The 26,752-nt window shown below is 64.0% G+C and carries 23 protein-coding genes; 19 read left to right on the top strand and 4 right to left on the bottom strand.

Features of this window, described 5'->3' with window-relative positions; translation table 11 throughout:
- The first annotated feature begins 1 nt into the window (after window position 1).
- The 12 genes from PQR54_RS05800 (at window position 2) to PQR54_RS05745 (ending at window position 13,493) form a co-directional block, all read left to right on the top strand.
- Window positions 2-1,567: an ABC transporter substrate-binding protein gene (locus tag PQR54_RS05800; protein ID WP_408244460.1), complete on the top strand. Its 1,566-nt coding sequence runs from the start codon at window positions 2-4 to the stop codon at window positions 1,565-1,567.
- A gap of 7 nt (window positions 1,568-1,574) precedes the next feature.
- A complete protein-coding gene (locus tag PQR54_RS05795) occupies window positions 1,575-2,510 on the top strand; it encodes an ABC transporter permease (protein ID WP_408244459.1) in 936 nt (311 codons plus the stop codon).
- Window positions 2,507-3,478, top strand: coding sequence for an ABC transporter permease (locus tag PQR54_RS05790; protein ID WP_408244458.1), 972 nt, complete (start codon window positions 2,507-2,509; stop codon window positions 3,476-3,478). The genes PQR54_RS05795 and PQR54_RS05790 overlap by 4 nt, the downstream gene beginning before the upstream one ends.
- Window positions 3,475-4,317 carry an ATP-binding cassette domain-containing protein gene (locus PQR54_RS05785; RefSeq protein WP_408244457.1) on the top strand — a complete coding sequence of 281 codons (843 nt, stop codon included), beginning with the start codon at window positions 3,475-3,477 and terminating at the stop codon, window positions 4,315-4,317. Before PQR54_RS05790 ends, PQR54_RS05785 begins: the two co-directional genes overlap by 4 nt.
- A complete protein-coding gene (locus PQR54_RS05780; RefSeq protein ID WP_408244456.1) occupies window positions 4,307-5,140 on the top strand; it encodes an ABC transporter ATP-binding protein in 834 nt (277 codons plus the stop codon). Before PQR54_RS05785 ends, PQR54_RS05780 begins: the two co-directional genes overlap by 11 nt.
- A 189-nt stretch (window positions 5,141-5,329) precedes the next feature.
- Window positions 5,330-6,499, top strand: coding sequence for a porin (locus PQR54_RS05775; protein ID WP_408244455.1), 1,170 nt, complete (start codon window positions 5,330-5,332; stop codon window positions 6,497-6,499).
- Between the two features lie 75 nt (window positions 6,500-6,574).
- Window positions 6,575-8,698: a hydantoinase/oxoprolinase family protein gene (locus tag PQR54_RS05770; protein WP_408244454.1), complete on the top strand. Its 2,124-nt coding sequence runs from the start codon at window positions 6,575-6,577 to the stop codon at window positions 8,696-8,698.
- Window positions 8,695-10,545, top strand: coding sequence for a hydantoinase B/oxoprolinase family protein (locus PQR54_RS05765; RefSeq protein ID WP_408244453.1), 1,851 nt, complete (start codon window positions 8,695-8,697; stop codon window positions 10,543-10,545). The genes PQR54_RS05770 and PQR54_RS05765 overlap by 4 nt, the downstream gene beginning before the upstream one ends.
- Before the next feature lie 19 nt (window positions 10,546-10,564).
- Window positions 10,565-11,743, top strand: a complete 1,179-nt coding sequence (gene alr, locus PQR54_RS05760) for an alanine racemase (RefSeq protein ID WP_408244452.1) — start codon at window positions 10,565-10,567, stop codon at window positions 11,741-11,743.
- A gap of 94 nt (window positions 11,744-11,837) precedes the next feature.
- Window positions 11,838-12,146: a hypothetical protein gene (locus tag PQR54_RS05755; protein WP_408244451.1), complete on the top strand. Its 309-nt coding sequence runs from the start codon at window positions 11,838-11,840 to the stop codon at window positions 12,144-12,146.
- Window positions 12,147-12,337: 191 nt separating this feature from the next.
- Window positions 12,338-12,970 carry a hypothetical protein gene (locus tag PQR54_RS05750; RefSeq protein ID WP_408244450.1) on the top strand — a complete coding sequence of 211 codons (633 nt, stop codon included), beginning with the start codon at window positions 12,338-12,340 and terminating at the stop codon, window positions 12,968-12,970.
- Window positions 12,971-12,989: 19 nt separating this feature from the next.
- On the top strand, window positions 12,990-13,493 hold the full coding sequence (locus tag PQR54_RS05745; RefSeq protein ID WP_408244449.1) for a M48 metallopeptidase family protein: 504 nt from the start codon (window positions 12,990-12,992) through the stop codon (window positions 13,491-13,493).
- Between the two features lie 3 nt (window positions 13,494-13,496).
- Here the strand turns inward: PQR54_RS05745 and PQR54_RS05740 are convergent, their stop codons facing one another.
- Window positions 13,497-15,812: an FdhF/YdeP family oxidoreductase gene (locus tag PQR54_RS05740; protein ID WP_408244448.1), complete on the bottom strand. Its 2,316-nt coding sequence runs from the start codon at window positions 15,810-15,812 to the stop codon at window positions 13,497-13,499.
- 169 nt (window positions 15,813-15,981) lie between these two features.
- Here PQR54_RS05740 and PQR54_RS05735 point away from each other — a divergent pair, with 169 nt between their 5' ends.
- Together PQR54_RS05735 and PQR54_RS05730 are read left to right on the top strand one after the other, a co-directional pair.
- On the top strand, window positions 15,982-17,424 hold the full coding sequence (locus PQR54_RS05735) for an aminotransferase-like domain-containing protein (RefSeq protein ID WP_408244447.1): 1,443 nt from the start codon (window positions 15,982-15,984) through the stop codon (window positions 17,422-17,424).
- Between the two features lie 20 nt (window positions 17,425-17,444).
- Entirely contained in the window at window positions 17,445-17,765 is a 321-nt protein-coding gene (locus PQR54_RS05730; protein ID WP_408244446.1) for a helix-turn-helix domain-containing protein, read from the top strand.
- A 13-nt stretch (window positions 17,766-17,778) separates the two neighbouring features.
- Here PQR54_RS05730 and PQR54_RS05725 read toward each other — a convergent pair whose 3' ends face one another.
- Both PQR54_RS05725 and PQR54_RS05720 read right to left on the bottom strand, forming a co-directional pair.
- Window positions 17,779-18,798: an alpha/beta fold hydrolase gene (locus PQR54_RS05725; protein WP_408244445.1), complete on the bottom strand. Its 1,020-nt coding sequence runs from the start codon at window positions 18,796-18,798 to the stop codon at window positions 17,779-17,781.
- A gap of 135 nt (window positions 18,799-18,933) precedes the next feature.
- Entirely contained in the window at window positions 18,934-19,683 is a 750-nt protein-coding gene (locus PQR54_RS05720) for an SDR family oxidoreductase (protein ID WP_408244444.1), read from the bottom strand.
- 268 nt (window positions 19,684-19,951) lie between these two features.
- Between PQR54_RS05720 and PQR54_RS05715 the strand changes: the two genes are divergently transcribed.
- Both PQR54_RS05715 and PQR54_RS05710 read left to right on the top strand, forming a co-directional pair.
- Complete coding sequence (locus tag PQR54_RS05715; protein ID WP_408244443.1) at window positions 19,952-21,082, top strand: BMP family ABC transporter substrate-binding protein; 1,131 nt, start codon at window positions 19,952-19,954, stop codon at window positions 21,080-21,082.
- 43 nt (window positions 21,083-21,125) lie between these two features.
- Entirely contained in the window at window positions 21,126-21,668 is a 543-nt protein-coding gene (locus PQR54_RS05710) for a nucleoside deaminase (RefSeq protein ID WP_012433622.1), read from the top strand.
- 95 nt (window positions 21,669-21,763) lie between these two features.
- Here PQR54_RS05710 and PQR54_RS05705 read toward each other — a convergent pair whose 3' ends face one another.
- Complete coding sequence (locus PQR54_RS05705; protein WP_408244442.1) at window positions 21,764-22,342, bottom strand: lysozyme inhibitor LprI family protein; 579 nt, start codon at window positions 22,340-22,342, stop codon at window positions 21,764-21,766.
- 304 nt (window positions 22,343-22,646) lie between these two features.
- Here PQR54_RS05705 and PQR54_RS05700 point away from each other — a divergent pair, with 304 nt between their 5' ends.
- The 3 genes from PQR54_RS05700 (at window position 22,647) to PQR54_RS05690 (ending at window position 26,596) form a co-directional block, all read left to right on the top strand.
- Window positions 22,647-23,492, top strand: a complete 846-nt coding sequence (locus PQR54_RS05700) for an SH3 domain-containing protein (protein WP_408244441.1) — start codon at window positions 22,647-22,649, stop codon at window positions 23,490-23,492.
- A 387-nt stretch (window positions 23,493-23,879) separates the two neighbouring features.
- On the top strand, window positions 23,880-26,186 hold the full coding sequence (locus tag PQR54_RS05695; protein WP_408244440.1) for a putative bifunctional diguanylate cyclase/phosphodiesterase: 2,307 nt from the start codon (window positions 23,880-23,882) through the stop codon (window positions 26,184-26,186).
- Window positions 26,187-26,407: 221 nt separating this feature from the next.
- Entirely contained in the window at window positions 26,408-26,596 is a 189-nt protein-coding gene (locus PQR54_RS05690; protein ID WP_408244439.1) for a hypothetical protein, read from the top strand.
- Window positions 26,597-26,752: the final 156 nt, after the last annotated feature.

Here is a 26,752-nt window from a genome sequence, read left to right as displayed (position 1 = left end):
CATGACTTTCAGCAGCAGGCGACGACAAGTTCTCCGTGCGGGCGCCGCGGGCATCGCGGGGCTTTCCCTGCCGTTCGCATTCGAAGGCCGCGTCTTCGCCGCCGAGGCCGGCGTGCTGTCGGTCGCCATTCCGAGCAATCCGCAAACGCTCGATCCGATCAACCAGCCGAATCACGACGTGATGGCGATCAACCAGTTGATCTTCGAGAATCTGGTCGGCATCGACGCGCGCGGTCAGCGGGTGCCGCAACTGGCGCGCGCATGGACGATTTCGCCGGACAAGCTGACGTACATGTTCGATCTGCAGCGCGGCGTGAGTTTTCAGAACGGTCAGCCGTTCACATCCGCCGACGTGAAATACAGCTTCGACTACGTGCTGAATCCCACGAACAAGGCGTTCCGCCGGCCGTTCTGGACCGTGATCGAATCGGTGAGCGCACCGGATGCGCACACGGCGGTGATCCGCCTCAAGCGTCCTTACCGACCGCTACTCGACTACATGTCGAAGTACATGGGTATTTTTCCAGTAGGCAGCCGCGAGCAGCATCCGGCCGACTACTTCAAGCAGACGCCGATCGGTGTCGGCACGGGGCCGGCCATTTTCGTGCAGTCGAAGGCGAACGACTTCGTCGAACTGAAGCGCAATCCGGCTTACTGGGGCAAGGGCGAGCCGCGTTGGGACAAGATCGTGTTTCGCATCATCCCGGAAGAGTCGTCGCGGCTTGCCTCGCTGATGTCGGACCAGACGCAGATCATCAGTGCGCCGCCGGCCCAGACGTTCGCGCAGATCCGCACGTCGGCGGGCCTCGCGGGCGACAGCCGTCCCTCGCCGACCAGCCCGCTGATGATGTGTCTGAACAACCACAAGGCGCCGTTCGACGATCCGGCGTTTCGCCGTGCGGTATCGCTCGTGCTGGACCGGGTCAAGGTCTGCCGCGATCTGTGCTACGGCGCGGTCAAAGCGAGCAGCATGCCGTTTGCGCCGGAATCCTCGTGGTACGACGCGGGCTCGGCCGCAAGCCTGGCGTTCAATCTGGAGCAGGCGCGAGCGGCGTTGAAAAGCTCGAAGTATGCGAGCGGCGCATCGTTCGATCTGCTGTACGTGCAGCCTGCGTATCTGATCGATACATCGTCGACGGCGCTTTTCATTCAGGCGCAACTGGCGTCGCTGGGCGTGCGCGTCAATCTGCGTCCGCTCGATTTCGGGCAGATGATCTCGCAGGTGCTGGTCGGCAACCACGCGGCGGCGTTGACCGGTTTCATCGCGCCACCGGAGCCGACCTATCTGCTCAACGCGCTCTTCAGACCCGGCGAGAGTCTCTGGAAAGCGAGCGGCTACGAGAGCGCCGAACTGCTGAAGCTGATCGACGACAGCTATCTGGTCGACGATCCGGCTGCGCTCAAGCCGATCCTCGCGAAAATTCAGCAGGTGCTGGCGCATGACTGTCCGGCCGTCTGGATCGGCGCGCTGGAAGTGCAAAACCTGTGGCGCAGCAAAGTGAAGGAATTCCAGGTGAACACCGGCTTCTCGTTGAAGCTCGACAACGTTTATCTCGCGAAGGCATGAGGTCGATATGAAAGCCGTTTCGAGGCTGTTTTCCTCCGTGCTCGTGCTGCTGGTGGTGAGCGCGCTGCTGTTCGCGATGTGCCGCGCGACGCCCGTGTCGCCCGCGCGTCTGACCTTGGGCAGCGACGCCAGCGTCGAACAGATTGCCGTGTTCAATCATCAATACGGACTGGACCGGCCTGTCGCCGCGCAATACGGCAGGTGGCTGAACGGTGCGCTCGCGCTCGACTTCGGCAAGTCGTACGCGACCGGCAACCCGATCGGCCCGCAAATCGCCGATACGTTGCCCAATACCGTCGAACTCGTCACGCTGTCGTTCGTGTTCACGATCGTCGTCTCGATCGTGCTCGGCACCGTCGCTGCATTGAAGGAGAACAGCGGCACGGACCATTTGCTGCGAGCCGTGGCGATTGTCGGCTTATCGGTGCCGTCGTTCTGGCTGGGGTTGCTGTTGATCCGCTATGTCGCTTTGAAGACCGGGTGGTTTCCGGTGGGCGGGCTCACGCCCTGGTCCGACGGCATGGCGTCGCATCTGCTCGCGCTAGTGCTGCCCGTACTGACGATGTCCGTGTACTACATTTCCGTGCTGAGCCGTCTGGTGCGGGCGAACATGGTCGACGCGCTTTCGCAGGACTATGTGCGAACCGCCAGAGCGCTCGGTTTGCCGCCGTCGCGTATTCGCCTTTATGCGTTGAAGAACGCGTTGCCGTCGCTGGTGAGCACGGCCGCGATGAGTTACGGCTACATGTTCGGCTGGGCACTGATCGTGGAGCAGATTTTCAATTTGCCGGGCGTCTCGCGCGCGTTGCTCACGGCGATTTTCCAGCGCGACTATCCGACGGTGCAGGCCATCGTGCTCGTGATCACGACGATCTTCATCGCGTCGAACACCTGCGCCGACGTACTGCATGGTTATCTCGACCCGAAGGCGAATAGAACATGATGGCTGATTCATCTCTCCCGAACGTGCAACACAAACCGCATGCGCTCGGTACATGGCTCGCATCGGCCGGCCGGTTGCTGCGCGCGCTGATGCACGAACCGGCCGGTGCGATCGGTATCGTGACGATCGTGCTGCTCGTCGTGATCGCAGTGTGCGCGCCGTGGCTGCCCTTGAAAGATCCGCTGCAGCTCTATGTCGAACATCGACTGGAAGCGCCAAGCGCGGCGTTCTGGCTCGGCACCGACCAGGTGGGCCGTGACATTCTGAGCCGCACGATCTGGGGCGCTCGCGCGTCGCTCTCCATTGGACTGTGCGCGGTCGCGATCGGCCTCGTGCTCGGCACGGGCATCGGCCTCGTGGCGGGCTACAAGGCCGGCTCGTGGCTCGACGAAATGCTGATGAAAGCGATGGAAGTGCTCGCGTCGATTCCGCTGTTGATCTGGGCGATCGCGCTCGTCGGCATTACCGGCACCGACACGCTGCACATCGGCATGCTCGCCATTTCGAATGAAACCAAACTGGTGCTGCTGATCGGCGTGCTGTACGCGCCGGGTCTCGCGCGGCTCACCCATAGTCTCGCGAAGGCCGAGTCGCAAGCGGAGTATGTTGCCGCACGGGTTCTGCAAGGCGCGAGCGGGGCGCGCATCATGTTCTCCGACGTTCTGCCCAACATCATTTCGCCGGTGCTGATCCAGGCGACGCTGCTGCTCGGCGTGACGATCATCGTGGAAGCGTCGCTCAGCTTCATCGGGCTCGGCGTGCAACCGCCTACACCGAGTTGGGGTGCGATGCTCTCCGACGCGCGCGCACTGATTTTCACCGACAACTGGTGGGTCTCGGTATTTCCGGGCGCGGCGGTGTTCATCAGCGTGCTCGCCTTCAATCTGTTCGGCGACTCGATGCGCACGATTCTCGACCCGCGGCGGCGCAATGCGCAGACGGCCAATGTACCGGGGGCGTCGCTATGAACGAAGCGCTGCTGTCGATTGAAAAGCTGCGCGTCACCTTCGGTTCGGGCAAGACGCAGACTGAAGTCTTGCATGGGCTCGATTTGCAGGTGGGACGCGGCGAGGCGGTCGGTCTCGTCGGCGAATCGGGTTCGGGCAAGAGCGTAGCCTCGCTGGCGGTGCTCGGCTTGCTCGGCAACGCGGGGCGCATCAGCGGCGGGCGGATCGTGCTCGACGGCGAAGACTTGAGCCATGCGTCGGAGGCGCGCATGCGGGCATTGCGCGGACGGCGCATCTCCATGATCTTTCAGGATCCGGCAACGGCGCTCAACCCCGCCTTCACGATCGGCGCGCAACTCGCCGACGTGATCCGCGCGCACCGTCCGCTGCGTGGCCGCGCGATACGCGACGAAGTGCATGCCGTGCTCGCACGTGTGGGTTTCAAAGACCCGCGCGCCACGGAGCGCGCGTATCCGCACGAACTGAGCGGCGGCATGAAGCAACGCGCGATGATTGCCGCCGCGATTGTCTGCGAGCCGGCGCTGCTGCTCGCGGACGAGCCCACCACCGCGCTCGACGTGACCGTGCAGGCGCAGATCGTCGAGTTACTGCGAACGCTGGTGGACGAGATGGATCTCGGCCTCGTGTTCATCACGCACAACCTCGACCTGATGGCGGAACTATGTTCGCGCGCTGTCGTGCTGAAACAGGGATACGTGGTCGAAGCCGGCCCCGTGGAGGATATCTTTCTGCGGCCTTCGCACGACTACACGCGGCATCTGATCGCGAGTATTCCGCGTTTGCCGGTTACTCGTGCCGTGGGGCGACATCAACCTGAGGAGCCGCGCAATGTCCGCTAACGTGCCGAACGCCGCCCTGGCCGCGCAGCCGATATTCGCGCTGCAGGAAGTCGGCAAATCCTATGCGCTGGCGCGTTCCCCGCTCGAGCGCATGTTCAACCGGCGCCGCTTTCATGCGGTGTCCGGCGTGACGCTCGAGGTGGCGAAGGGCGACGCGCTCGCTATCGTCGGCGAAAGCGGCAGCGGCAAATCGACTGTCGCGCGCATGATGGTCGGCCTCACTGCGCCGACCGCCGGCTCGATCTGTTTCAGAGGCGACGCGTTGAATACGATGACGCGCGCGCAGAACGCGACGTTTCGTCAGCGTGTACAGATGGTGTTCCAGAGCACGACGAATTCGCTGAACCCGCGCAAGACGATTGCCACGACGCTGGGCGAAGCGATCGGCAACGACGGCGTGCCGGTGCGTCAATTGCTCGACATGGTGCGGCTGCCGGCCTTCGTGCTGGCGCGCTATCCGCATCAGCTGTCGGGCGGTCAGCGCCAACGCGTGGGCATTGCGCGGGCGCTTGCGCGCCGTCCCGAACTGGTGGTTGCCGATGAACCCACGTCCGCGCTCGACGTATCGATCCAGGCGGAGATCATCCGGCTGCTGCGCGAGCTTCACCAGAGCGCCGGCGTCTCGCTGGTCGTGATCAGCCACGATCTGGCGCTGGTCGGCGAGCTGTGCCAGCGGGTGGTGGTCATGCGGGAAGGGCGTGTCGTGGAAGCGGGAGCCGTGGATCAGGTGCTGTTCGAACCACGCGAGCGCTACACGATGGAGTTGCTCGCGGCGATCCCGAAAGGCATCGGCGGGCACCTCACAGGGCTGGCACCAGAGTAAGTGCTAAAGCGCTAACTCTGGTCGACACAGGAGAGGCGGTCCGAGCAGTAGAGAAGAAGATCCGGGTCAAGCAGTGAGCCGGCCCACCTTGGGATATTTTTTCAAACCTTTGGTGAATCGATTCATTTGCTATCATCAATCGATCGCTAGCCGACCGGGGTGTCGCGATTCCTTGTTTGGAGAAGAGCGGTGAAGGAAAAGTTATTCATCATGGCGGCTCTGCTGGGCGGGAGCGGTCTCGTTCATGCGCAGAGTTCGGTCACGCTGTACGGGATCATCAACGAGGCCATCACTTACTCGTCGAATCAGGGCGGCCATAGCGCGGTGCAACTGACCGGCAACGGCGAGTACGGCAGCCGCTGGGGGCTGCGCGGCGCGGAAGACCTCGGCGGCAACACCAAGGCGATCTTCACGCTGGAGAACGGCTTTAACCCGACCAACGGCGCGCTCGGTCAGAACAACCGCATGTTCGGGCGCCAGGCGTTCGTGGGTTTCTCGAATCCGGACTACGGCACGCTGACGTTCGGCCGCCAGTACGACGCGATTGTCGGCACCTTGCAGACGATGACGTCCAACGGTGCATGGGGCGGCGTGATGTTTTCGCATCCGTACGACAACGACAACACCGACGACTATTTGCGCGTCAACAACTCGATCAAATACGTCTCGCCGAGTCTGAAGGGCTTCACCGGCACGGCGATGTACGCGTTCAGCAACGCGCCCGGCGCGTTTGCGAACAATCGCATGTGGTCGGTGGGCGGCATCTATTCACAGGGCGCTTTTTCGATTGCGGCGGCATATTCGCTCTATGACCAACCGGGCGTGAACACCACGGCGAACGTGAATACGAACGGCGCGATCACCTGCTGCGATGCGCCGATCACGTCCAAACGCGAGCAGATTGCGGGCATCGGTGCGTCGTATGTGATCGGACCGGCCAAGCTGAGCCTGATGTACAGCAACGCGATCTACAACAACGTGGGCACGACGCTGACAAGCGGCATCAACTACCGCTTCAACAACTATGAAGCGAATGCGCGCTTCACGCTCGATCCGACGCTGTTCTTCGGCATGGCCTACACGTACACGAGCGACAACATCACCGGCGGTCCTGGCGGCCCCACGCAGGTGCACTGGCATCAGGTCAATCTGCTGGTCGACAAGTTCCTCTCCAAACGGACCTCCATCTATACCGAGGTGATCTATCTGCGCGCGGCGGGCGGCGGCTTTCCGCGGCCCACGGGCGGACCGTTGCCGGCGACGTCGAACGGCATGCTGGCTTCGCAGATTCAGACCATGTTGCCGTCCTCGGGACAGAACCAGGCCGTGGTCAGTGTCGGACTCGTGCACAAGTTCTAGCTCTAGCAGCGCTGTATTGACCGACGCAAACGGGCTACGCGTTTGCGCCGCATCGACTAACAAGCAAGGTGTGTAATGACTGAAAGACTTTACCGGGCCGGTGTCGATATCGGCGGGACCTTCACGGATATCGTCGTGATCGGCGATGACGGCGTGATTCATACGAGGAAGGTTTCGTCCACGCCCCAGGACTATGGCATTGCGATCGTCGCGGGCTTGCAGGCATTGCTCGCCTCGCTCGACGCGCAACCGCGCCAGATCACCGAGCTGGTTCATGCAACCACCATCGCCACGAATACCGTGCTCGAAGGCAAAGGCGCGCGCACGGCGCTGATCACCACGCGCGGTTTTCGCGACGTGGTCGAGATCGGCCGCCTGCGCGTGCCGATGCTCTACAACCTCGCGTATCAGAAGCCGGAGCCGCTCGCGAAACGCCGGCATCGCTACGAAGTCAACGAACGGCTGCTCGCCGACGGTTCGATCGACACGCCGCTCGACGACGCGCAGGTGCTGGACATCGCGCAACGTATCGCCGGCGAGAAAATCGAAGCGGTGGCGATCAGTCTGATTCATGCGTACGCGAATCCGGAACACGAGATCCGCATTCGCGATCTGCTGCGCGGCGTGCTGGGCGACGCCGTGTATCTGACGTGCTCGCACGAAATCCTGCCGGAGATCCGCGAATACGAACGCACCAGCACGACAGTGGTCAACGCGTATCTCGGGCCGGTGGTGGTCAGCTATCTGCATTCGCTGATCGACAAGCTGCGTGGCATCGGCATGACGGGCCCGGTGCAGATCATGCATTCGAACGGCGGCGTGATGAGCGCGGCCATGGTCATGCAGAAGCCGGCCACGATCATCGAGTCCGGGCCGGCGGCCGGTGTGATCGCTGGTGCCTCGGTGGCCGCCGCGTCGGGTTACGCCGATTGCATTACGGTGGACATGGGCGGGACCACGGCGAAGGCGGCCATCATCGAAAAGGGCGAGCCGGCGCGCACCACCGAATACGAGGTCGGTGCGGGCATCAACGTCAGCAGCAAGCTCGTCAAGGGCGGCGGGCACGCCGTCAAGTTGCCGTTCATCGACGTCTCGGAGATCGGCGCGGGCGGCGGGAGTCTGGTGCGTATCGACGCGGGCGGGCTGGTGAAGGTCGGCCCGGATTCGGCGGGCTCGGTGCCCGGGCCCGTGTGCTACGACGCGGGCGGCACGATTCCGACGCTCACCGACGCCGTGCTGACGCTCGGCTATCTGAATCCGTCGTTCCTTGCGGGCGGCGAGTTGCGCATCAACCAGCAGAAGTCGCTCGAGGCCATGCGCACGCAGATCGCCGAGCCCACGCACACGGATCTTTACGAAGCGGCCTATGGCGTTTTCTCGATCGCCGCCTCCACGATGACGCGCGCGGTGAAAGCCGTGTCGACGTATCGCGGCCGCGACCCGCGCGAATTTGCGTTGTTCGCTTTCGGCGGCAACGGGCCGGTGATCGTTCATGCAATCGCCGAATTGCTCGACATGAAGACGGTCATCGTGCCGCCGAGCCCCGGCGTGTTCAGCGCGCTCGGCTTGTTGTTCTCGTCGACACAACACGAGTTCATGCAAACGATGTTCTGCCGCCTCGATCATTCGGCCGCAGTGGCATTGGCCAACACGCTCGAAGACCTGGTGGCGCGCGCCACCGCGGATATGACGGCCGAGGGTAACGCGTTCGACGATATCGCCGTGACGTGCGCACTGGATTTGCGCTACACGGGTCAGGCCTACGAGCTGACTGTGCCGATCGAATGGCGTGCCGGTCAACCGCTCGATATTGCGCCGATCGCCGCCGCGTTTCATGCGGAGCACGAACGCACCTACGGCCACGCATCCGCGGACGAGGTGATCGAACTCGTCAATCTGCGCGCGGTCGGTTCGCTGCGCTCGCAGAAAGACCGCGCCTACGACGCGCAACGCGCCGGCGGCAGCCGGGCGCGTTCATCGGGTGCGCGCGCGCCGGTACGGCGCCGGGCGTATTTCGGCAAGATCCACGGCTTTATCGACACCCCGGTGATCTCGCGCGACGATCTGCGCGCCGCGCCGATGAGCGGCCCGTTGATCGTCGAAGAGTACGACTCGACCTGCGTCGTGCCGCCGAATGCGGGCGCGCGCGTCGATGCCCACGAAAACATCGTCATCACGTTTCTGGAGCAACCCGTATGACTACCCAGCAGGCCGCTTCGGCGGGCACCGACGCCATCACGCTTGAAATCGTCAAGAACGCGCTCGGCTCGATCGCCGACGAAATGGCGCTCGTCGTGCTGCGCACGGCGTATTCGCCGATCGTGCGCGATTCGATGGACTTCTCCACCGCGGTGTTCGACCGCGCTGGCCGCGTGATCGCGCAGGGGCTGACCTTGCCGATTCACCTCGGCGCGTTTCCGGCCGCGATGGACAACGTGGTGCGCCGCTTCGGCACGGCCGGCAAGCCAGGCGACATCTACATCATGAACGATCCGTATACGTCGGGCGGCATGCATCTGCCGGACGTGTATCTGATTCAGCCGGTGTTTTACGAGTCGCGCGTCGAAGGCTATGTGGCGACGATCGTCCACCACGCCGATATCGGCGGCATGGCGCCGGGCAGCATGGCGATCGGCGCGACGGAAATCTATCAGGAGGGCTTGCGCATTCCGTTGATGAAGCTGTCCGATGCCGGCGCTGTCAACGACGCGCTCGTCACGCTGCTTGAAACGAACTCGCGCATGCCGGGGCAGTTGCGCGGCGATCTGCGCGCGCAGGTGGCGTCGTGCAAAGCAGGCGAGCGCGGGCTCGTGCAATTGCTCGACAAATACGGCGCGGACGGTTTCGGACGGCTGGTCGAGGCGCTGCACGATTATGCGGAGCGCCTCACGCGCCAGGCCATCGGCACGATGCCGAATGGTGAATACCGTTACGAGGATTTCATCGACGGCTTGGGCGATACGCCCGTGCCGATCGCGTTTCGCGTCAAGGTGACGGTGGCGGACGACACGATCCGCATCGACTGGACCGGCACCGATGCGCAGGTGCAGGGCGCGATCAACGGTCCGTTCGCGACTACGCAATCGGTCGCGTATGCGGCGGTGCGCTGCGCGATCGGCGTCGATGTGCCGAACTGCGAAGGTTTCTCGCGACCCGTTCAGGTCTACGCGGAAAGCGGCTCGATTGTGAATCCGGTGGAGCCGGCGGCCTGTGCGGCGCGCGGGATTATCGCGTACCGGATGTTCGACGTGTTGCAAGGCGCGTTCGCGCAGATCGTGCCGGATACGATTCCGGCGCTGGGTGAGGGCGGCCCGTCGGTCGTGTCGATTTCCGGGCGCAGCCCGGATGGCGAGGATGGCGCGCGCGGCGGCAACTGGCTGATTACAGATGGCGTGCTCGGCAGTTGGGGCGGCGGTCGCAACGACGGCTGCGAAGGCATTGCGAATCCGCTCGGCAATCTGTCGAACCAGCCGGTCGAACTGATCGAGGCACGTCTGCCGCTCAAGATCACCGAGTACGGCTTCGTCACCGATTCGGGCGGCGCGGGCCGGCATCGCGGCGGCCTCGCCATGCGCCGCGCTTATGAATTGCGCAGCGACCACGCGTTGCTCGGACTGCGCTCGGACCGGCGCGCGCATCGGCCGTCGGGTTCGCATGGCGGGTTGAGCGGATCGCCGTCGCTCAATCTGCTGACCCGCGACGGTCGAAGCACGTTGCTGCCGACCATGCCGAGCACCGTGACCGCGCTTCTCAAGGGCGACCGCTTCTGCCATATCGCGGCGGGCGGCGCAGGCCATGGCGATCCGTTGACGCGCTCGCCGCAAGCCGTGCGCGAGGACGTGCTGGACGAGCGCATCACGGAGCAGATGGCGCGCGAAGTTTATGGCGTCGTGTTCGAAGGCGCGGCGCGCGACATCGACGCGCCGCGCACGGCCGAGATGCGTGAGCGGCTCCAGACGCTTTCCGGGCAGGAGCGCGTCGCGAAGCAGGAGGCGCTGTTCCTGCAAGCGACCGGCGCCGATGCCGCGGCTATCGGCAAACTCTGACCACGACGGGGCGTTATATATGTCCGCTTCAATCATCGAGCCCGACCGCGAGACGCAACGTGTGCGCTTGCTGCGTCCCAGTTGGGCCGAGCTCGACTATGGCGCCATCGCGGCGAACCTGGCGGTCGCGCGTGAACAGGTGGGACGCGCCACGAAAATCTACTTCGTTTGCAAGGGCGACGGCTTCGGCTTCGGTGCCGCGAACGTAGCGCGCCTCGCGGCACAAGCGGGTGTCGACGGCTTTTGCGTCGGCAGTCCGGAAGAGGGTATCGCGATTCGCCACGCCGGCATCGATCGCGAGATTCTGCTGTTCGCCGCGACCTTGCCGGAGGATGCGGCGCAGGTCGCCGCGTTGGGACTGACGGTGACGATCCAGAGTCACGAGAGTCTGCGCGCGTTTATCGATGCCGGCGTCGCCGTCGATGCGTTCCTCGAGATCGATCCGGGCTTCGGGCGCTTCGGCTTTCTGCCGTCGCAATGGCAAGCCGCGTTCGAGGCGCTGCGCGATCAATCGACCGTGCGGCTCAAAGGCGTGTACACGCATCTGAGTTCGCCGGAGAGCGATGACGTGACGTGCCGGCAGGCCGGCGTGTTCGATGCCGCGCTGGCCGATGCGCGCGCGGCGGGATTCGATGACGTGACGACGATGCTGGCGAGTTCGCGCGTGATGCTCGCGCATCCGCATCTCGCGTATCAGGCGGTCGACCCCGGGCGGTTTCTATACGGTGCGCTCGACGCCGACTGGATGGCGCGCGCTCCGCTGCGGCCGATGTTGCGGGCTGTTCGCGGCCGCATCATTCACGTTCAGGAGCATCCGGCCGGATCCATGCTGGGGATCGGTTACGCGGAGCCGATCCGGCTCGAACGCTGTGTGCGCATCGGCGCGGTGCCGATCGGCTTCTGGGACGGGCTGAATCATGTGCCGCCGCTAGGCCGCGTGCTGGTGCACGGACAGACGGCGCGTATTCTTGGGCGCCGCTCTTTCCAGCATACCGTGATCGATATTACGGAGATCGAGCAGGCGCGGACCGGAAGCGTCGTCACGCTGCTGGGGCGGGACGGCGATCAGTCGATCGCGATCGACGAATTGGCGCAAACGCTGCGGCTGCCGGTCATGGAGTTGATCCCGCGGCTGGCGCGAAGCTTGCCGCACGTCGATGCCGATACGGCCGGCCACACTGGCGAGGAGCACCGATAACCCTGACGGACAGCAAGGCCACGTCAACCTGATCGCCGGCGGATTAAGCGGCGCATAATGCTGGAATCCATTTATCAGGATGATGGAGGTCGACGTGACTACCTTTGCTATAGACGCCGTTCGCATCAACCCGGCAAGCGACCGGATCACCCACGTGCGTTGGGCTCCCGTCGACCCGTCGACGCGTGACTGGCTGTCCCCCACGGCGATTGTCGAAATACCCGAAGTCGTCGCCGCGATCCGTCGGGGAGATGCTGTTTGGTCCCTTTTTACGCTCGGCGGCACGCGGTTTCTAGGGCCCAAGATCGTGTCCGTCTCCCACACCGACGGCCACGATGGCATCGACACGGATGTCCCTGGCGACCACGTCGAAAAATGCATCGACGACCTCCCGCGCGTTTGATCGCTCTGCCTTCAGAGCCGTCGACGATCGTCCGCCGGAAAAACTACAATAGCGGCTTCTGCATGGCTTGAACCCAGTGCGCCGATTCGACGTCCTGGGTTCAAGCCATCGGCTCGGTTGATCCAATCTGCATGTCAATCGCATAACGAGTGTTTCCCACCAGGCCAACCCAACCCCACCCGAGAAAATCAATGGCCAACGAAAAATCAAAGCGTGCACGCCGTGCCGCCGAAAGTCTCTTCGGGGATTTGCCGAACAGCAGCAACACCAAGGCCAGCCGGCCGTCGAATCCCTTCGACAACGACCCATTCGACAATCCCGCCAGCGTCACGCCGGGCGGGGATGAACTGGTCGTCCTGCCGGGCCAGTTCGAACTGCCGCCCGGTTATGCAGACGCGGCGGCCATGCGCGATGCGCTCGCACGCAGCTGGCGCATGGACTGGATCAAGGTGGGCAAAGGCGAATGCGTCGTCAGGCTGCCAGTTGGATGGCGCGCGGACAAATCCGTGGATGGTGTTTTGCGGATCGAATCCGCGGGCGTCGTTCGTGCGCAGGGCCGCATCGTGGCGGGCGCCGCATTGCAGATCTTTCCGCGCTACTACCTGAAGGCCGAATTCCATGAATCGAACGACCATTGCCGGATCGTCGTGCGGGACCGCGGCCGTAACAACAGCGTGCTGAAGGAATCGTTCTGGGATACGCGCAGCGGCCCGAACCATCCGCAGTGGAAGATTCTGTCAGACTGGCTGGACAAGGAATACCCGGATCACCGCGATCCGCTTCGGTATTGGGACGATTGCGAAGACAATCGCCGCGGCGTTTGAGCGAGTGCCGAGCAGAACCATGTCCCATCTGAAATACCTGACCGGCTACTCGCTCACGCTTCAAGAGAAAGTCAAAAAGCTGATCGCCGACAACCAGCTCGGCCAATACCTCGCCGCGCGCTATCCGAACACGCACGACGTGCAAACAGACCGGGCGCTGTACGCCTACTGCGCAGACCTGAAACGCGAACACCTGCGCAGCGCGGACCAGATCGACAAGGTCACCTACGACAGCAAACTCGACGTCGTGCGTCACGCACTCGGTCTGCACACGAGTATTTCCCGCGTGCAAGGCGGTAAGCTGAAGGCGAAAAAAGAAATCCGCATCGCGTCGCTGTTCAAAGCGGCGGCGCCGGAATTTCTGAAAATGATCGTGGTGCACGAACTCGCTCATCTGAAGGAAAGCGACCACAACAAGGCGTTTTACCGCCTGTGCGAGTTCATGCAACCGGGTTACCACCAGATCGAGTTCGATCTGCGTCTTTATCTGACGCAGCGCGAGCTGGCGAAAAAAACCGTTTAACGATCAAGCCGCGATCGCCTCGACTTCGGAAGCCTTCAACAGAACCGGAATCGACTTCGACGTCGGCGTGCCCGCGCCATCGGCGACCGACGACAGCGGCACGAGCGGATTCGTCTCCGGATAATAAGCGCCGAGACAGCCGCGCGGAATGTCGTATTCCACGAGCAGAAAACCATCCGCGTGACGCTCGATGCCGTCGGCCCACACGCTCGTGATATCCACGCGCTGACCCGCCGCGAAACCGAGCATCGCGAGATCGTCCTTGTTGGCGAACAGCACGCGGCGCTGTCCGTACACGCCGCGATAACGGTCGTCGAGACCGTAGATCGTCGTGTTGTACTGATCGTGCGAGCGCGTCGTCATCAACGTCATCAGCCGCTCGCCGTGTTCTTTGCGTGCTTGATGGATCGGCGTCGCCATATCGATTGCATGCACCAGAAACTGCGCTTTGCCGCTCGGCGTTTTCCAGATCCGCTCGCGCGACGCCACGCCGAGATGGAAGCCGCCAGGATTCTTCAAGCGCTCGTTGTAGTCTGTGAAGCCTTCGATCACTTGCGCGATGCCGTCGCGGATCAGCGAATAATCCGCGGCTTGCGCGAGCCAGTCCACTTTCGCGCTGCCAAGCGTCGCATGTGCCATACGCGCGACGATCGCGATTTCCGACAGCAGATTCTCCGACGCCGGTTTGTTCATGCCGTACGAGATATGCACCATGCTCATCGAATCCTCGACGCTCACGCCTTGCGCCACGCCGTTCTGCAAGTCGATTTCGGTGCGGCCGAGCGTGGGCAGAATCAGCGCGTCGCGGCCATGCACGAGATGGCTGCGGTTCAGCTTGGTCGTGATGTGCACGGTAAGGTCGCACGAGCGCATCGCTTCCCACGTGCGCGGCGTGTCGGGCGTCGCGATCGAGAAATTGCCGCCGAGGCCGATGAACACTTTCACCTTGCCGTCGAGCATCGCCTGAATCGTATTGACGACGTCGAGTCCGTGCTCGCGCGGCGGTTCGAAATCGTAGACTTCGCCGAGTTTGTCGAGAAACGCCTGCGTAGGCCGTTCTTCGATGCCGACCGTGCGGTCGCCTTGCACGTTCGAGTGTCCGCGCACCGGGCACAGGCCCGCGCCGCGCCGGCCGATATTGCCGCGCATCATCATCAGGTTCGACAGGATCTGCACGGTCGGCACCGAGTTCTTATGCTGCGTGAGGCCCATGCCCCACGTCGAAATCACGGCGCGCCCCTTCACATAGATGTCGGCGAGTTGCAGCACGTCTTCGAACGGCACGCCGGCTTCGGCGACGATCGTGTCCCAGTTCTCGGCGCGCAAGTCATCGGCGAAAGCGTCGAAGCCGACGGTATGTTCGGCGATGAACGCGACGTCCAGAACGCGTTCCAGGCCCGACGCCAGCGCTTCGTCGTCGAGCTCGATCACGCGCTTGGCGACGCCCTTGATCAGCGCGAAATCGCCGCCGACCTTCGGGCGAATGAACACGGAGCTGATCTTCGTGCTGCCCATCGTCAGCATTTCCACCGGGTGCTGCGGGCTCGCAAAGCGTTCCAAGCCGCGCTCCTTCAGCGGATTGATCGACACGATGGTCGCGCCGCGCTTGGCGCACTCGCGCAGTTCGCCGAGCATCCGCGGATGGTTGGTGGCCGGATTCTGGCCGAAGATCAGCAGCGTGTCGGCGTGTTCGAAGTCGTCGAGCGTGACCGTGCCTTTGCCGATGCCGACCGTATGCGGCAAGCCGCGGCTGGTCGCCTCGTGGCACATGTTCGAGCAGTCGGGGAAGTTGTTGGTGCCGTACATGCGCACGAACAACTGATACAGGAAGGCGGCTTCGTTGCTCGCACGGCCTGAGGTGTAGAAGGCGGCGCGGTCGGGATCGTCCAGCCGCTTCAGGCGATCGGCGATCAGGTCGAAGGCTTCGTCCCAGCCGATCGGCACGTAACGGTCGCGCACGGCGTCGTAGACGAGCGGGTCGGTCAGGCGGCCGTGCTGTTCGAGTTCGAAGTCCGACTGCGTCATCAGTTCGGCGATCGTATGCTTTTCGAAGAACGCCGGCGTCACGCGCTTGCTGGTCGCTTCGGCGGCCACGGCTTTCACGCCGTTTTCGCAGAACTCGAAGGTGGACGCGTGCTCGCGATCCGGCCACGCGCAGCCGGGGCAGTCGAAGCCGTTCGGCTGATTCTGCTTGAACAGCATGCGGTAGTCGCCGCCCGTCACCTTTTCCTTGATCAGGTTGATGGCGACGTACTTGAGCGCGCCCCAGCCAGCGGCGGGGTGCGTATAGGGTTCGATGCGAGCTTCGGGTTTCTTCATGATGTTGCCGCCGGATCGGGCTTGAACGAGGCTGTTGAGCCGATAGGTGCAAGCCTACTGTGTTCCAAAAAGGGCGCAGCATACAGAAAATTGGAAAAGGAAGGGATACAGTTTGTGGGTTTTCCCTTAGACTGGCGCTTCAGTCCACGCTTCTGCTCGACTCAAGTCCTTGAAACTGTACGAAAAACTCGCCGATGAAATGACCGAAGCCGTGCGCCGCGGCGTGTTCGCGGCGGGTGAGCGCATTCCGTCGGTGCGGCAGGCGAGCCAGCAGCATGGCGTGAGTATTAAGACCGTGCTGCACGCGTACGCGTTGCTGGAAAGCCGGGGGATTGTCGAAACGCGTCCGCAGTCGGGCTATTTTGTGCGCGACGCCGCGGCGCGGGCCGTGGCGCTCAACGAGCCGCAGCCTGGCCGCCCTTTGACGCCGCAAACGCCGCAAACACCGCCGGTGGCCGCGGCGGTGGACGTGAGCCGCCTCGTGCTGTCGACGTTGCGCAGCATCCGCGCGCACGACGCCGTGCCGTTCGGCTCGCCGTATCCCGATCCGTCGCTGTTCCCGTGGCGGCGCATCAACCAGTACGCGAACGCGATCGCGCGACGTCACGCGAGCTGGAATCTGATCGACGACCTGCCGCCGGGCAACCCCGAGCTGATCCGGCAGATCGCCCGGCGCTATGCCGAGAACGGCTTGCCGGTGGACCCCGACGAAATCGTCATCACCCTCGGCGCGACCGAAGCGATCAACCTGAGCCTGCAGGCGGTCGCCAAACCCGGCGACACGGTAGCCGTCGAATCGCCGACCTATTACGCGATGCTGCACGCCATCGAGCGTCTCGGCATGCGCGCGATCGAGGTGGCGACGCATCCGGTTCACGGCATCGATATCGAGGCGCTTGCTCAGGTGATCGAAGAACAGAAGATCGCGGCCTGCATGGTGATGCCCAACTTCCAGAATCCGCTCGGTTTCCAGATGCCCGATGCGCGCAAACGGCAATTGGTCGAACTGCTGGCGGCGCACGAGATACCGGTGATCGAGAACGACGTCTATCAGGAGCTGTACTTCGGCGAGACGCGGCCGTCCACACTGAAGAGTTTCGACACCAAAGGCTTGGTGCTGCACTGCGCGTCGTTTTCGAAGAGTCTGACCGCGTCGTACCGCATCGGCTGGGCGCTGCCGGGACGCTATCGCGCCCAGGTGGAGAAGCTGAAGTTTCTCAATACGCTGACCACGCCGTCGGTGCCGCAAGTCGCGGTCGCCGATTATTTGCGGCAGGATGGCTACGATCGGCATCTGCGGCACGTGCGCAAGGTTTATCGGCAGCAGGCCAGCATCATGATGGCGATGGTGCAGCGGTTTTTTCCGGTCGGCACGCGCATGTCGACGCCGCAGGGCGGCTACGTGCTGTGGGTCGAACTGCCCGAGCGCGTCGATTCGATGCGGCTCTACCAGGCGGCGCTCGCGCGCAGCATCACGGTCGGGCCAGGCATGATGTTTTCGACGCGCAACGATTTCCGCCATTTCATCCGGCTCAACTACAGCTATCCGTGGACCGCGCAGACCGAAGCGGCTTTGAAGACGCTCGGCGAACTGGTCACGCAGATGGCGTAAAAAAGGAGGAGACACTGACTATGGAAGACGACGAACTCGATCCGGTGCTGGTCGCCATCTTGACGCAATTGTGGCGCGCGCATCGGGAAACGCCGGGCGGCGCGTGGTCGCTCGCCAAGCTGTCGAAGCAGGCGGGCGTGCCGATGAGCGGCTTGCGGCGTCAGTTGACGGCGCTCGCCGACGGCGGGCTGGTGGACACGACGTTCAACGAGGAAGGCACGGGTACGGCGCGCCTGAGCGAACTGGGGCAAAGTCTGTGCGGCGAGTTGTTTGGCGATGGCGACGGCGACGGCAACCCGCCCGACGAGGATCAGGCGGAGTCGCAGCCGAAGCTTCATTAAATAGCGTGATGCGTTAGCGGGCCGGCGGCAGGAATTTCAGCAGCGCGTCGGTAACGGCCTGTGGCTGCTCTTCGGCGACCCAATGGCCGGCGCCTTCGATCTGCACGGACTGGACGTCGAGCGCAACGTGCCGCAACTCTTCGCCGACGATCGGCCCGAGACTGCCCGCTCCACCGATGCCGAGCACCGGCATGGTCAGCTTGTGCTGCGCGAAGAGCCGGTTCTGTTTCGCGTCGGCGGGAAACGCGCGGTAGTACTCGAAGCCCGCGCGCAACGCACCCGGCATCGCATATTCGCGCGCGTAGGTTTCCTCGACGTCGTTCGTGAACGCGCGCGAGTTGACCGCCTCGGAATTGTGGAACCACTTGAGGTATTCCAGCTCGCGCCCCGCGATCAACATTTCCGGCAAATCCTGCACGGCGTAGAAGCGGAAGTGCCACGTGCGCGGCATCTGCACGATCTGATCCCACGGCTCGATGCCGGGCAAGGGCACGTCGAGAATCGCGACCGAGCGCACTTCGTCCGGATGTTGCGCGGCGTACGCATAAGCGACCATGCCGCCCATGTCGTGGCCGATCACATGCACTTGCGGGCCGAGATTCAATTGCGCGACCAGCGCGTGAATGTCTTCGGCGATGTTGGCTTTCTCGTAGCCGGTGGCCGGTTTGGCGGTGTCGCCGAGACCGCGCAGATCCGGTGCGAGTACGGTGTAGCCGCGCGCGACCAGTTGCGGCATCACGAAGCGCCACATGAACGAAGTCGAGCCCCAGCCGTGCAGCAACACGATGGGCGTGCCGTGCCCCATCGCCAGAAGGTAGTGGTAGCGCACGCCGTTCACGTCGATCTTGCCGTCGTGGATTCTGGCGGAGGCGGAGGCGGCGGCGGAGGCGGCGGCGAGCGTCGGCGATGTGGATGCGAGCGCGAGCGATTCGGTGCTCGCGTTTGCATGGGTTTCGGCGCTTTGTGCGGCCGGTGCGGCGGCCGTCAGCGAGAGCGCCGCGGCCAGCAGAAGGGAGGTCAGTTTAAGACGCATGATTTGTCTCGGACAAAAGGGCTCCGCCGGGCGCCTCTATGAAGCGAGGCCCGGGTTTGAATAGCAGGGTGAAGCTCTGAGCGCTCAGGCAGGCAGACGATACGAGCCGCGAGCGCGGCTCGCCTGAGCGTGGCTTTAAAGCTGACTCATTCCGCCGTCAGCGATGATTTCCGTGCCGACGATAAACGCCGACTCCGGCGCCGACAGATGCAGCACGGTCGAGGCGATTTCTTCCGGCGTGCCGAAGCGGCCCACCGGCACCTGGCCGAGAATCTGCGCGGCGGTGGCTTCGAGCGCGGCGGCGTCGAGGCCGAGCTTGCCGTACAGCGGCGTTTGCACCGGTCCGGGACTGACCACGTTGACGCGCACGCCTTGCGGCAGCAGTTCCGACGAAAGCGTCTTCGCCAGCGAAATCACCGCGGCCTTGCTCGCCGCATACACGGACGACGCCGGCATGCCGATATGCGCATTGATCGAGCCGTTGATCACGATCGAGGCGCCGCGATTGAGCAACGGCAGCAGCGCCTGAATCTGGAAGTAGGCGCCCTTGACGTTGGTGTTGAACATCGCGTCCCAGAAGGCTTCGTCGACGTCCGGGAACGGCGCGAATTTCGCCGTGCCGGCGTTGACGAACACCGCGTCGAGGCGGATGCCGGCAGCGCTGATCGCAGCCGCCAGTTCATGCGCCGACGCCACCGAACCGGCGTCGTTGCGCACCGCGACGGCATCGGCGCCGAGCGCCTTTCTTGCCGTTTCGAGGGCGTCGGCGTCGCGGCCGGTGATGACCACACGGGCGCCTTCATCGGCGAATGCCTTGGCGGCTGCGAAGCCGATGCCGCTGCTGCCGCCGGTGACGAGAACCGACTTACCTTGGAAGCGAGTCATTTTGAATCTCCGAAAGAGTGTTGCGGGTTGGTGAGACTGATATTGCGCCTGTGCGACGCCCTTGCCGTACCACTTCTCCGACGCACTCGTTCGAAAGCGTCGAACATGTTTTGTGGCGGGACCAAAATATGAGGTTAGTTATGGGCGGAATAACGGGAAATAATTTTTCCGCTGAAATTGACCTTCGAATATGGCCCCCTATGCTGGAGCCTTGCCCGGGTTATCCCGAGCGCTGGGGCAGGCACCTTCAACCATCTTCGGAGAATCCATGAAAACAACGCTGGCGCGAGCGCTGCATCATTCACTGCGCATCAAAACCGTCCGAACCGTCCTCGCTGCCGCGCTTGGCGCGACGCTGGCATTTAGCGTCGCGGGGGCGTCGGCGGCCACCACGCAGCCGATCGGCATTGCCTTCGTCTATCTCGGCAATCCGGGCGACGCCGGCTGGACCTACGCGCACGAACAGGGCGTGAAAGCGCTCGAGGCGAAATACGGCGACAAGATCAAGGTGACGCGCGTCGAGAACGTGCCGGAGTCGGCGGATTCGGAGCGCGTGTTCCGCGATCTGGCGTCCAAGGGCAACAAGATCGTGGTGGGTTCGAGCTTCGGCTTTCAGGATTTCGAGCTGAAGGTCGCCAAAGACTTCCCCGACGCCGTGTTCGAACATGCCACCGGCTACAAGAAGGCGGCCAACTTCGCTACCTATGACGTGCGCACCTATCAGAGCGCCTACCTGGCCGGTCTCGTCGCAGGCTATACGACCAAGTCGAACACGCTCGGCTTTGTCGGCTCCGTGCCGGTGCCCGAGGTGGTGCGCAACATCAACGCGTTCACGATGGGCGCCCGCTCGGTCAATCCGAATGCGCGCGTGAAAGTGGTGTGGATCAATAGCTGGTTCGATCCGGGCCGCGAAAAGCAGGCCGCGGAAACGCTGATCGGCCAGGGCGCCGACGTGCTGATCCAGAACACCGATTCGACGGCGACGATGCAGACCGCCGAGCAGAAGAAGGTGCATGCGTTCGGCTGGGACTCGGATATGAAGAAGTTCGGGCCGAACGCGCAACTCGGCGCCTGCGTGAGCAACTGGGGCGTGTACTACACGCACCTGGTCGATCAGGTGATGGCGGGCACATGGAACAATTCGCCGGTGTGGTGGGGGCTGAAAGAGAAAGCGATCGATCTCGCCGACATCAACACCGACGCCGTTTCACCGGCCGCGCAGAAGGCCTTGAGCCAGAAGCGCGATGACATCATCTCCGGCAAGTTCAATCCGTTTGCCGGTCCGATCATGGATCAGTCCGGCGCGGTGAAAGTCGCCGCCGGCAAGTCGTTGAGCGATCCGGAACTGCTGCGTCTGAACTGGTTCGTGCAGGGCGTGGATGGCTCGCTGCCCAAGTAAGAATTTGCTTCGCTAATCTAACTATTATTCAAGGAGATCGCCCGTGAGTCTGACGGTTTCGACGGAGGCCGCCGCAGCGGCCGCCAACTATCCGCCGCAGGGTTTGACGCCTACGCACGAGCAGATCGTGCGGCATCTGCGGCATTCGAGCCGGGTGGCCGAGCGGGCGACGCTGCTAGGGCATCATCCGTTCGGCGCGGTGCTGGTCGGACCCGACCAGGAGACGGTGCTGATGGAGCAGGGCAACGTCGACACGGTGAATCACGCCGAGTCGGTGCTGGCGCGCGTGGCGGCGTTGAACTTCACGCCTGAGTATTTGTGGAGCTGCACGCTGTACACGTCGGTCGAGCCCTGCTGCATGTGTGCCGGGACGATGTATTGGGCCAACATCGGCCGGGTCGTGTTCGGCATGACCGAGAAGCGCTTGCTGGAGGCGACCGGCGATCACGCCGAGAATCCGACCATGAGCGTGGACTGCCGGTATGTGTTCGATCATTGCCAGAAACCGGTCGAGGTGATCGGGCCGGTGCCCGAAGTGGAAGCCGAGGTGATGGCGGTGCAGCGCGGATTCTGGAGCAGCCGTTAGCCGTGCCTGGTGCGTTTGCGCGAGGGAGAATCGCGAGGTCGCACGCCTGCTTGTGTGCCCGGCCTCGCTGAGCCGGCATGCAAAGTATGCTTTGGTCATTGCGCGGCGTCGGCCTGCATTTCCGCCGGCGCCAGCATCGCGACGCCGCAGAACCAGTCGCCGCTGCGCGGCTGATGTTTCCACTGTCCGCTGCTCTCTTTGAGCACGCTGGAACACTGCTCGTTCACCACGATCCCAGGATTCGTTGCCGTGCACTGACGCATCGCCACGTCGGTGGGTTGAGCGGGGGCCACGAGCGGCCTGCGTCGCGTGTCGGGCTCAACCGGCGTGGAAGATGGCGGCGGCGTTCCGGTTTGCATCCCTTCGATCAGCGTCTGCAGTTCCTCGATACGCGTCGCGTACCACGTCCCCAGACACGCCGCATCGCGGCAGTTCGCTTCACGCCACGCCCACTTGCTGTCGCTGTCGGTGAGAAAGGCGCGCCGGTTGCTGACCCGCCGACGCGCTTTCCAGTACAGTTGCCCCAGCGTGTCGTCGAGCTTCGAGAGCGCGGGGTCGTTGCAAATCATCTTTTCGGTCAGCGAGCGTCCCCGGTTGCAGTCGAAGCTGGTGGCATGGGCGACTGGATGCGCGAGCATGAGCGCGGCGATTAGAAGTGGGCGGATGATGGTCATTGCGGTCCCGGCAGTGCATGGCTTTTTCATGCAATGGATGATCGGCCGAGATGCCGGAACACGGACGCCCGAAAAACGCGTGACTTCAGGTGGGTGATTACCAAATCTTGCCTTGCGGGGAGGGCGGGAATCGACGCGGGCGATTAACTGAACGCTTTCAGGCACGTGCCGTGCAACTCGCCTGTAAGCGGACGCACCGCGAGGCGATACATGGCGATGCGGCGTGCCGCGCAGGGACCACGAGCACTCACTACATCAGCAGGACCGGCCGGCAGGACACGCGGCGCTTGAAACGGGAGAAAGAATGAAACAACACCTCGTTCGATGTCTGTATGCGGCGGCCGGCGTATTGGCCTTGCCCGCCGTGGCTTGCGCGCAGTCGCAGGCCTATACCAACACCACTGTCAACGTGCGCGCGGGCCCGGCGCCGGATTACCCGGTCGTGACGCAATTGCCGGGTGGGGTGCCGCTGAGCGTGATGGGATGCATCAGCAACTATCAATGGTGCGATGTCGCCGCGCCTAATTTGCGCGGCTGGGTGTATGCAGGCTCGCTCAGCTATCCGTATCAGGGCGCCAATGTGCCGGTGATGAACTACGGCACGGTAATCGGGCTGCCGATCGTGACGTTCTCAATCGGTTCGTATTGGGGCAACTATTATCGCGGCCGGCCTTGGTACGGCCAGCAATCGCGCTGGGCGCATCATCCGCCGCCGCCACCACCGCGTCCGGGCGCGGGACGGCCGCCGGGCTACGGCGGGGGACGTCCGCCGGGTGGGCCGCCACCGGGGCATGGCGGAGGAAGGCCGCCGGGCGGGCCGCCACCGGGGCACGGCGGAGGAAGACCGCCGGGTGGGCCGCCGCCGGGGAATGTTGGCGGGCGTCCGCCGGGCGGTCAGCCACCGGGCAATGCGGGCGGGCGTCCGCCGGGCGGCCAGCCATCGGGTAACGCAGGTGGGCGCCCTCCCGGTGGTCCACAAGGTAACGCGGGTGGCCGCCCTCAAGGCGGTCCTCCGCAAGGCGGCGGAGGCAGGCCGCCGGGCGGCGGCAACGGCGGTGGGGGAGAGGGCGGTGGCCATGGCGGCAACGGCGGCGGAGGGCACGGCGGTGGCGGCGGTGGCGGTGGCCGCCCGCCGGATCAACACGGCTGAGCGCGATCCCGGCAAGTCGCCGCGAAGCTTCCCCGCGTGATTCGGTTTCTGCCTCGCAATAGGCGGCGGCAGAGCCCGGAACCCTGCCGGCGCTGCGCGCGCCAAGGGTGCCATCACCCGCTTCTGCGAGTCGCAGCAAAGCGTCCCCGCGTGATTCGGGTTCCGCCAGAGCAAGAGGCGGCGGAACCCGCAGCGCTGCCCGCGCAGCGCCCGCCCAATGCGCCATCACCCGCTCCAGCAAGGCCTTTACGCCGTTTCCCCAAGGCATCGACCGGCCCAATTCGCCAAGCCGTCTCCCATCCGCGACGAATTAAATTCACCGGCCTCGCGTAAACCCCGGTGTGCCGCGTACACTAAGTTGCCGATGTCGGGTTAGGGGGCGCACATATGACTTGCGAAGCGACATCAGAAAACAAGCTGGAAGCAGCGCCTGAAGGCCGCTATGGATCGAATCTCGCCGAAGGAGTGGTGGCGTCGGAGCGCACGGTGTTGCGGTTGATCACCCGCAACACGCCGCTGCCGGAATTGCTTGACGAAGTATGCCGCCGCGCGGAAGCGCTGCTGGGCGAAGGCGCGTCCTGTTCAATCCTGTTGCTCGATCCCGACGGCGTGCACGCCAGGGTGGGTGGCGCACCGTCGCTGCCGGCGCATTTCAGCGCGGCGATCGACGGCACGGCGATCGGTCCACAGGTCGGCTCGTGCGGCACCGCGATGTACGAGCGGCGCCTCGTCGTCGTCGAGGATATCGAAACCGATCCGCTGTGGGCCGACTTCCGGCACCTCGCATTGCCGATCGGCCTGCGGGCCTGCTGGTCGGTGCCCTTTGAAAACGATTCCGGCGTGGTGCTCGGCGCCTTCGCGGTCTACTACCGCGTGCCGCGCCGCCCGAGCGCCGAGGAAGAAGCGATGCTGCGCGACATCGGCCACAGCGTCGGTCTCGCCGTGCATCAGGACACCATGGTCCAGCGCCTCGCGCACAGCGAGGAGCATCACCGGCTGGTGGTCGATCATCTGATCGAAGGGATCGTCGTGCAGTCGCGTGACGGCATCGTGCTCGCCTGCAATCCGAGCGCGCAGCGTATTTTGCGGGCGACCCCGCAGATCGTCGGCCGCAGTATTCATACGGTGATGGTGCGCGCGTATCACGAAGACGGCTCGCTCGTCGTCGACGCTGCCCGCCCGACCGCACAGGTGTTGAGCACCGGCAAACCGGTGCTCGGCGTCACGATCGGCGTGGAGCTGATCGGCGGCGACATTGTCTGGATCACCGAGAACGTCGTGCCGATCATCAAGCCGGGCGAGAGCGAACCCAGTTCGGTGCTGATCTCGTTCACCGACATCGGACCCGTGCGCGAGGCGCAGCGCCAACTCAAGTTCCTCGCCACCCGCGATTCGCTCACCGGCCTTTACAACCGCGCCTATCTCACCGAGCGGATGCGCGACCTGTTCACGCCGGACATGTCGTCCGGCATGGGCGAGCTGGCGAGCGTCGCCGTGTTGTTCGTCGACCTGGACGGCTTCAAGAAGGTCAACGACACGGCGGGCCACGAGGCCGGCGACTCCCTGCTCTGCAGCGTGGCGGAGCGCCTCTCGGCGTGCATCTCGCCCGAGGACACGCTCGCGCGCGTGGGCGGCGACGAATTCGTGATCGTGATCAGCGCGTATGAAAACACCGGGCATCTGATCGGCCTCGCGCGCCGCATTCTCGACATGATCGCGGTGCCGTTCGCGGTGGCGGACAACGAGTACTACCTGGGCGCGTCGATCGGCATCAGCCGTTTTCCGGAAGACGGCCAGGACGTCGCCACGCTCATGCGCAACGCCGATTCGGCGATGTATCACGCCAAGCAGCGCGGCCGCAATAACTTCCAGTTCTTCACCGCCGAGCTGAATCAGCATCTGCAGCGCCGCTTCACGATCGAGCAATCGCTGCGGCGCGCGCTCGCCGGCAACGAACTGAGCCTCGTGTACCAGCCGATCGTCGACAGCCGCGACGGCCGCACGATCGGCGCGGAGGCGCTGCTGCGCTGGTACAACAGCGAGCTGGGCAATGTGTCGCCGGGGGAATTCATCCCCGTGGCCGAAGATGCCGGGCTGATCGTCGAGATCGGCGACTTCGTTCTGGCGCGGGCCTGCGAGCAGGTGGCGCAGTGGCGGCGCACGCTGGCGCCGGAGCTGATCGTCGCGGTGAACCTGTCGCCGCGGCAGTTCAACGACGGCCTGGTGGAGCGGATCGAACGCTGTCTCGCGCAGTCCGGGCTCGAGCCGACCGCGCTGGAACTGGAGATCACTGAACGTCTGCTGATGAGCGACAGCGAAACCGTCCTGCCGATGCTGAGCGCGCTGAACGCCATGGGCGTGCGCATTTCCGTCGACGACTTCGGCACCGGCTATTCGTCGCTGTCGTATCTGAAGCGCTTCCCGCTGCATAACCTGAAAATCGACCGCTCGTTCGTCGCGGGTTTGCCGGATCATCGCGATTCGATTGCGATTACCCAGGCGGTGGTGGCGATGGCGCACTCGCTCGGCATGAACGTCACCGCCGAAGGGGTGGAAACCGCCGAACAGGCGGCGTTCCTGCGCGCGATCGATTGCGACAAGCAGCAGGGCTATCTGTACAGCCGCCCGGTCGGAGCCAGTGCGTATGCGCGCGGTTTGTGGGACGCGCAGCTCAACGTGGCCGACGCCTCCTGAACCTGCCGGCGGTTCCGCACGCAAGCCCGGACCCTTTCCGGGCTTGCGAATGCGGGCTTGCACGGCGCGCGGCGCGGACATCCCGACGGGATTGTTCGGTTTGCCGGACAAGTGCCTTCGCGTTCGCGGTATTTATCCGCGAGGCCTCTCTCCTTAAAATCCTCCCATCGAAAGGTAAATTGAGCGCGATGCCGAAGCGGCGTCGTGCGATGGGAGTTGTCATGCCAGATTTAATCAGAGACCAGCTTTACCGGCCGTCGGTGGTCTTACCGATGGTCGCCCTCATGCAGGTGATGGTGTCGCAGGACTTCAATCTCGGCCAGGTCGGCTGGGTGATGGCGTCACGCGGCGCGCAGGCCGCGCTGCAACGTTCGCGCGCACTGATCTGCGCCGTGCATTGCCACGCCTGAGCACAACGGACGGAAAATAGCAGTCATCCGCAACAAGCCGCAACAAGCCGCAACAAGCCGTAACAAGCCGCAACAATCCGCGGCAGTAGTGAGCAGCACAACATGGCGATTCCAGGGGCGAAGCGTAAGATGCTACGACCAGCACCCCAGCCTCGG

This window comes from Paraburkholderia phytofirmans (assembly GCF_046028095.1).
Taxonomy (GTDB): Bacteria; Pseudomonadota; Gammaproteobacteria; order Burkholderiales; family Burkholderiaceae; genus Paraburkholderia; species Paraburkholderia phytofirmans_A.
This window is presented reverse-complemented; position numbering and strand designations above follow the sequence as displayed.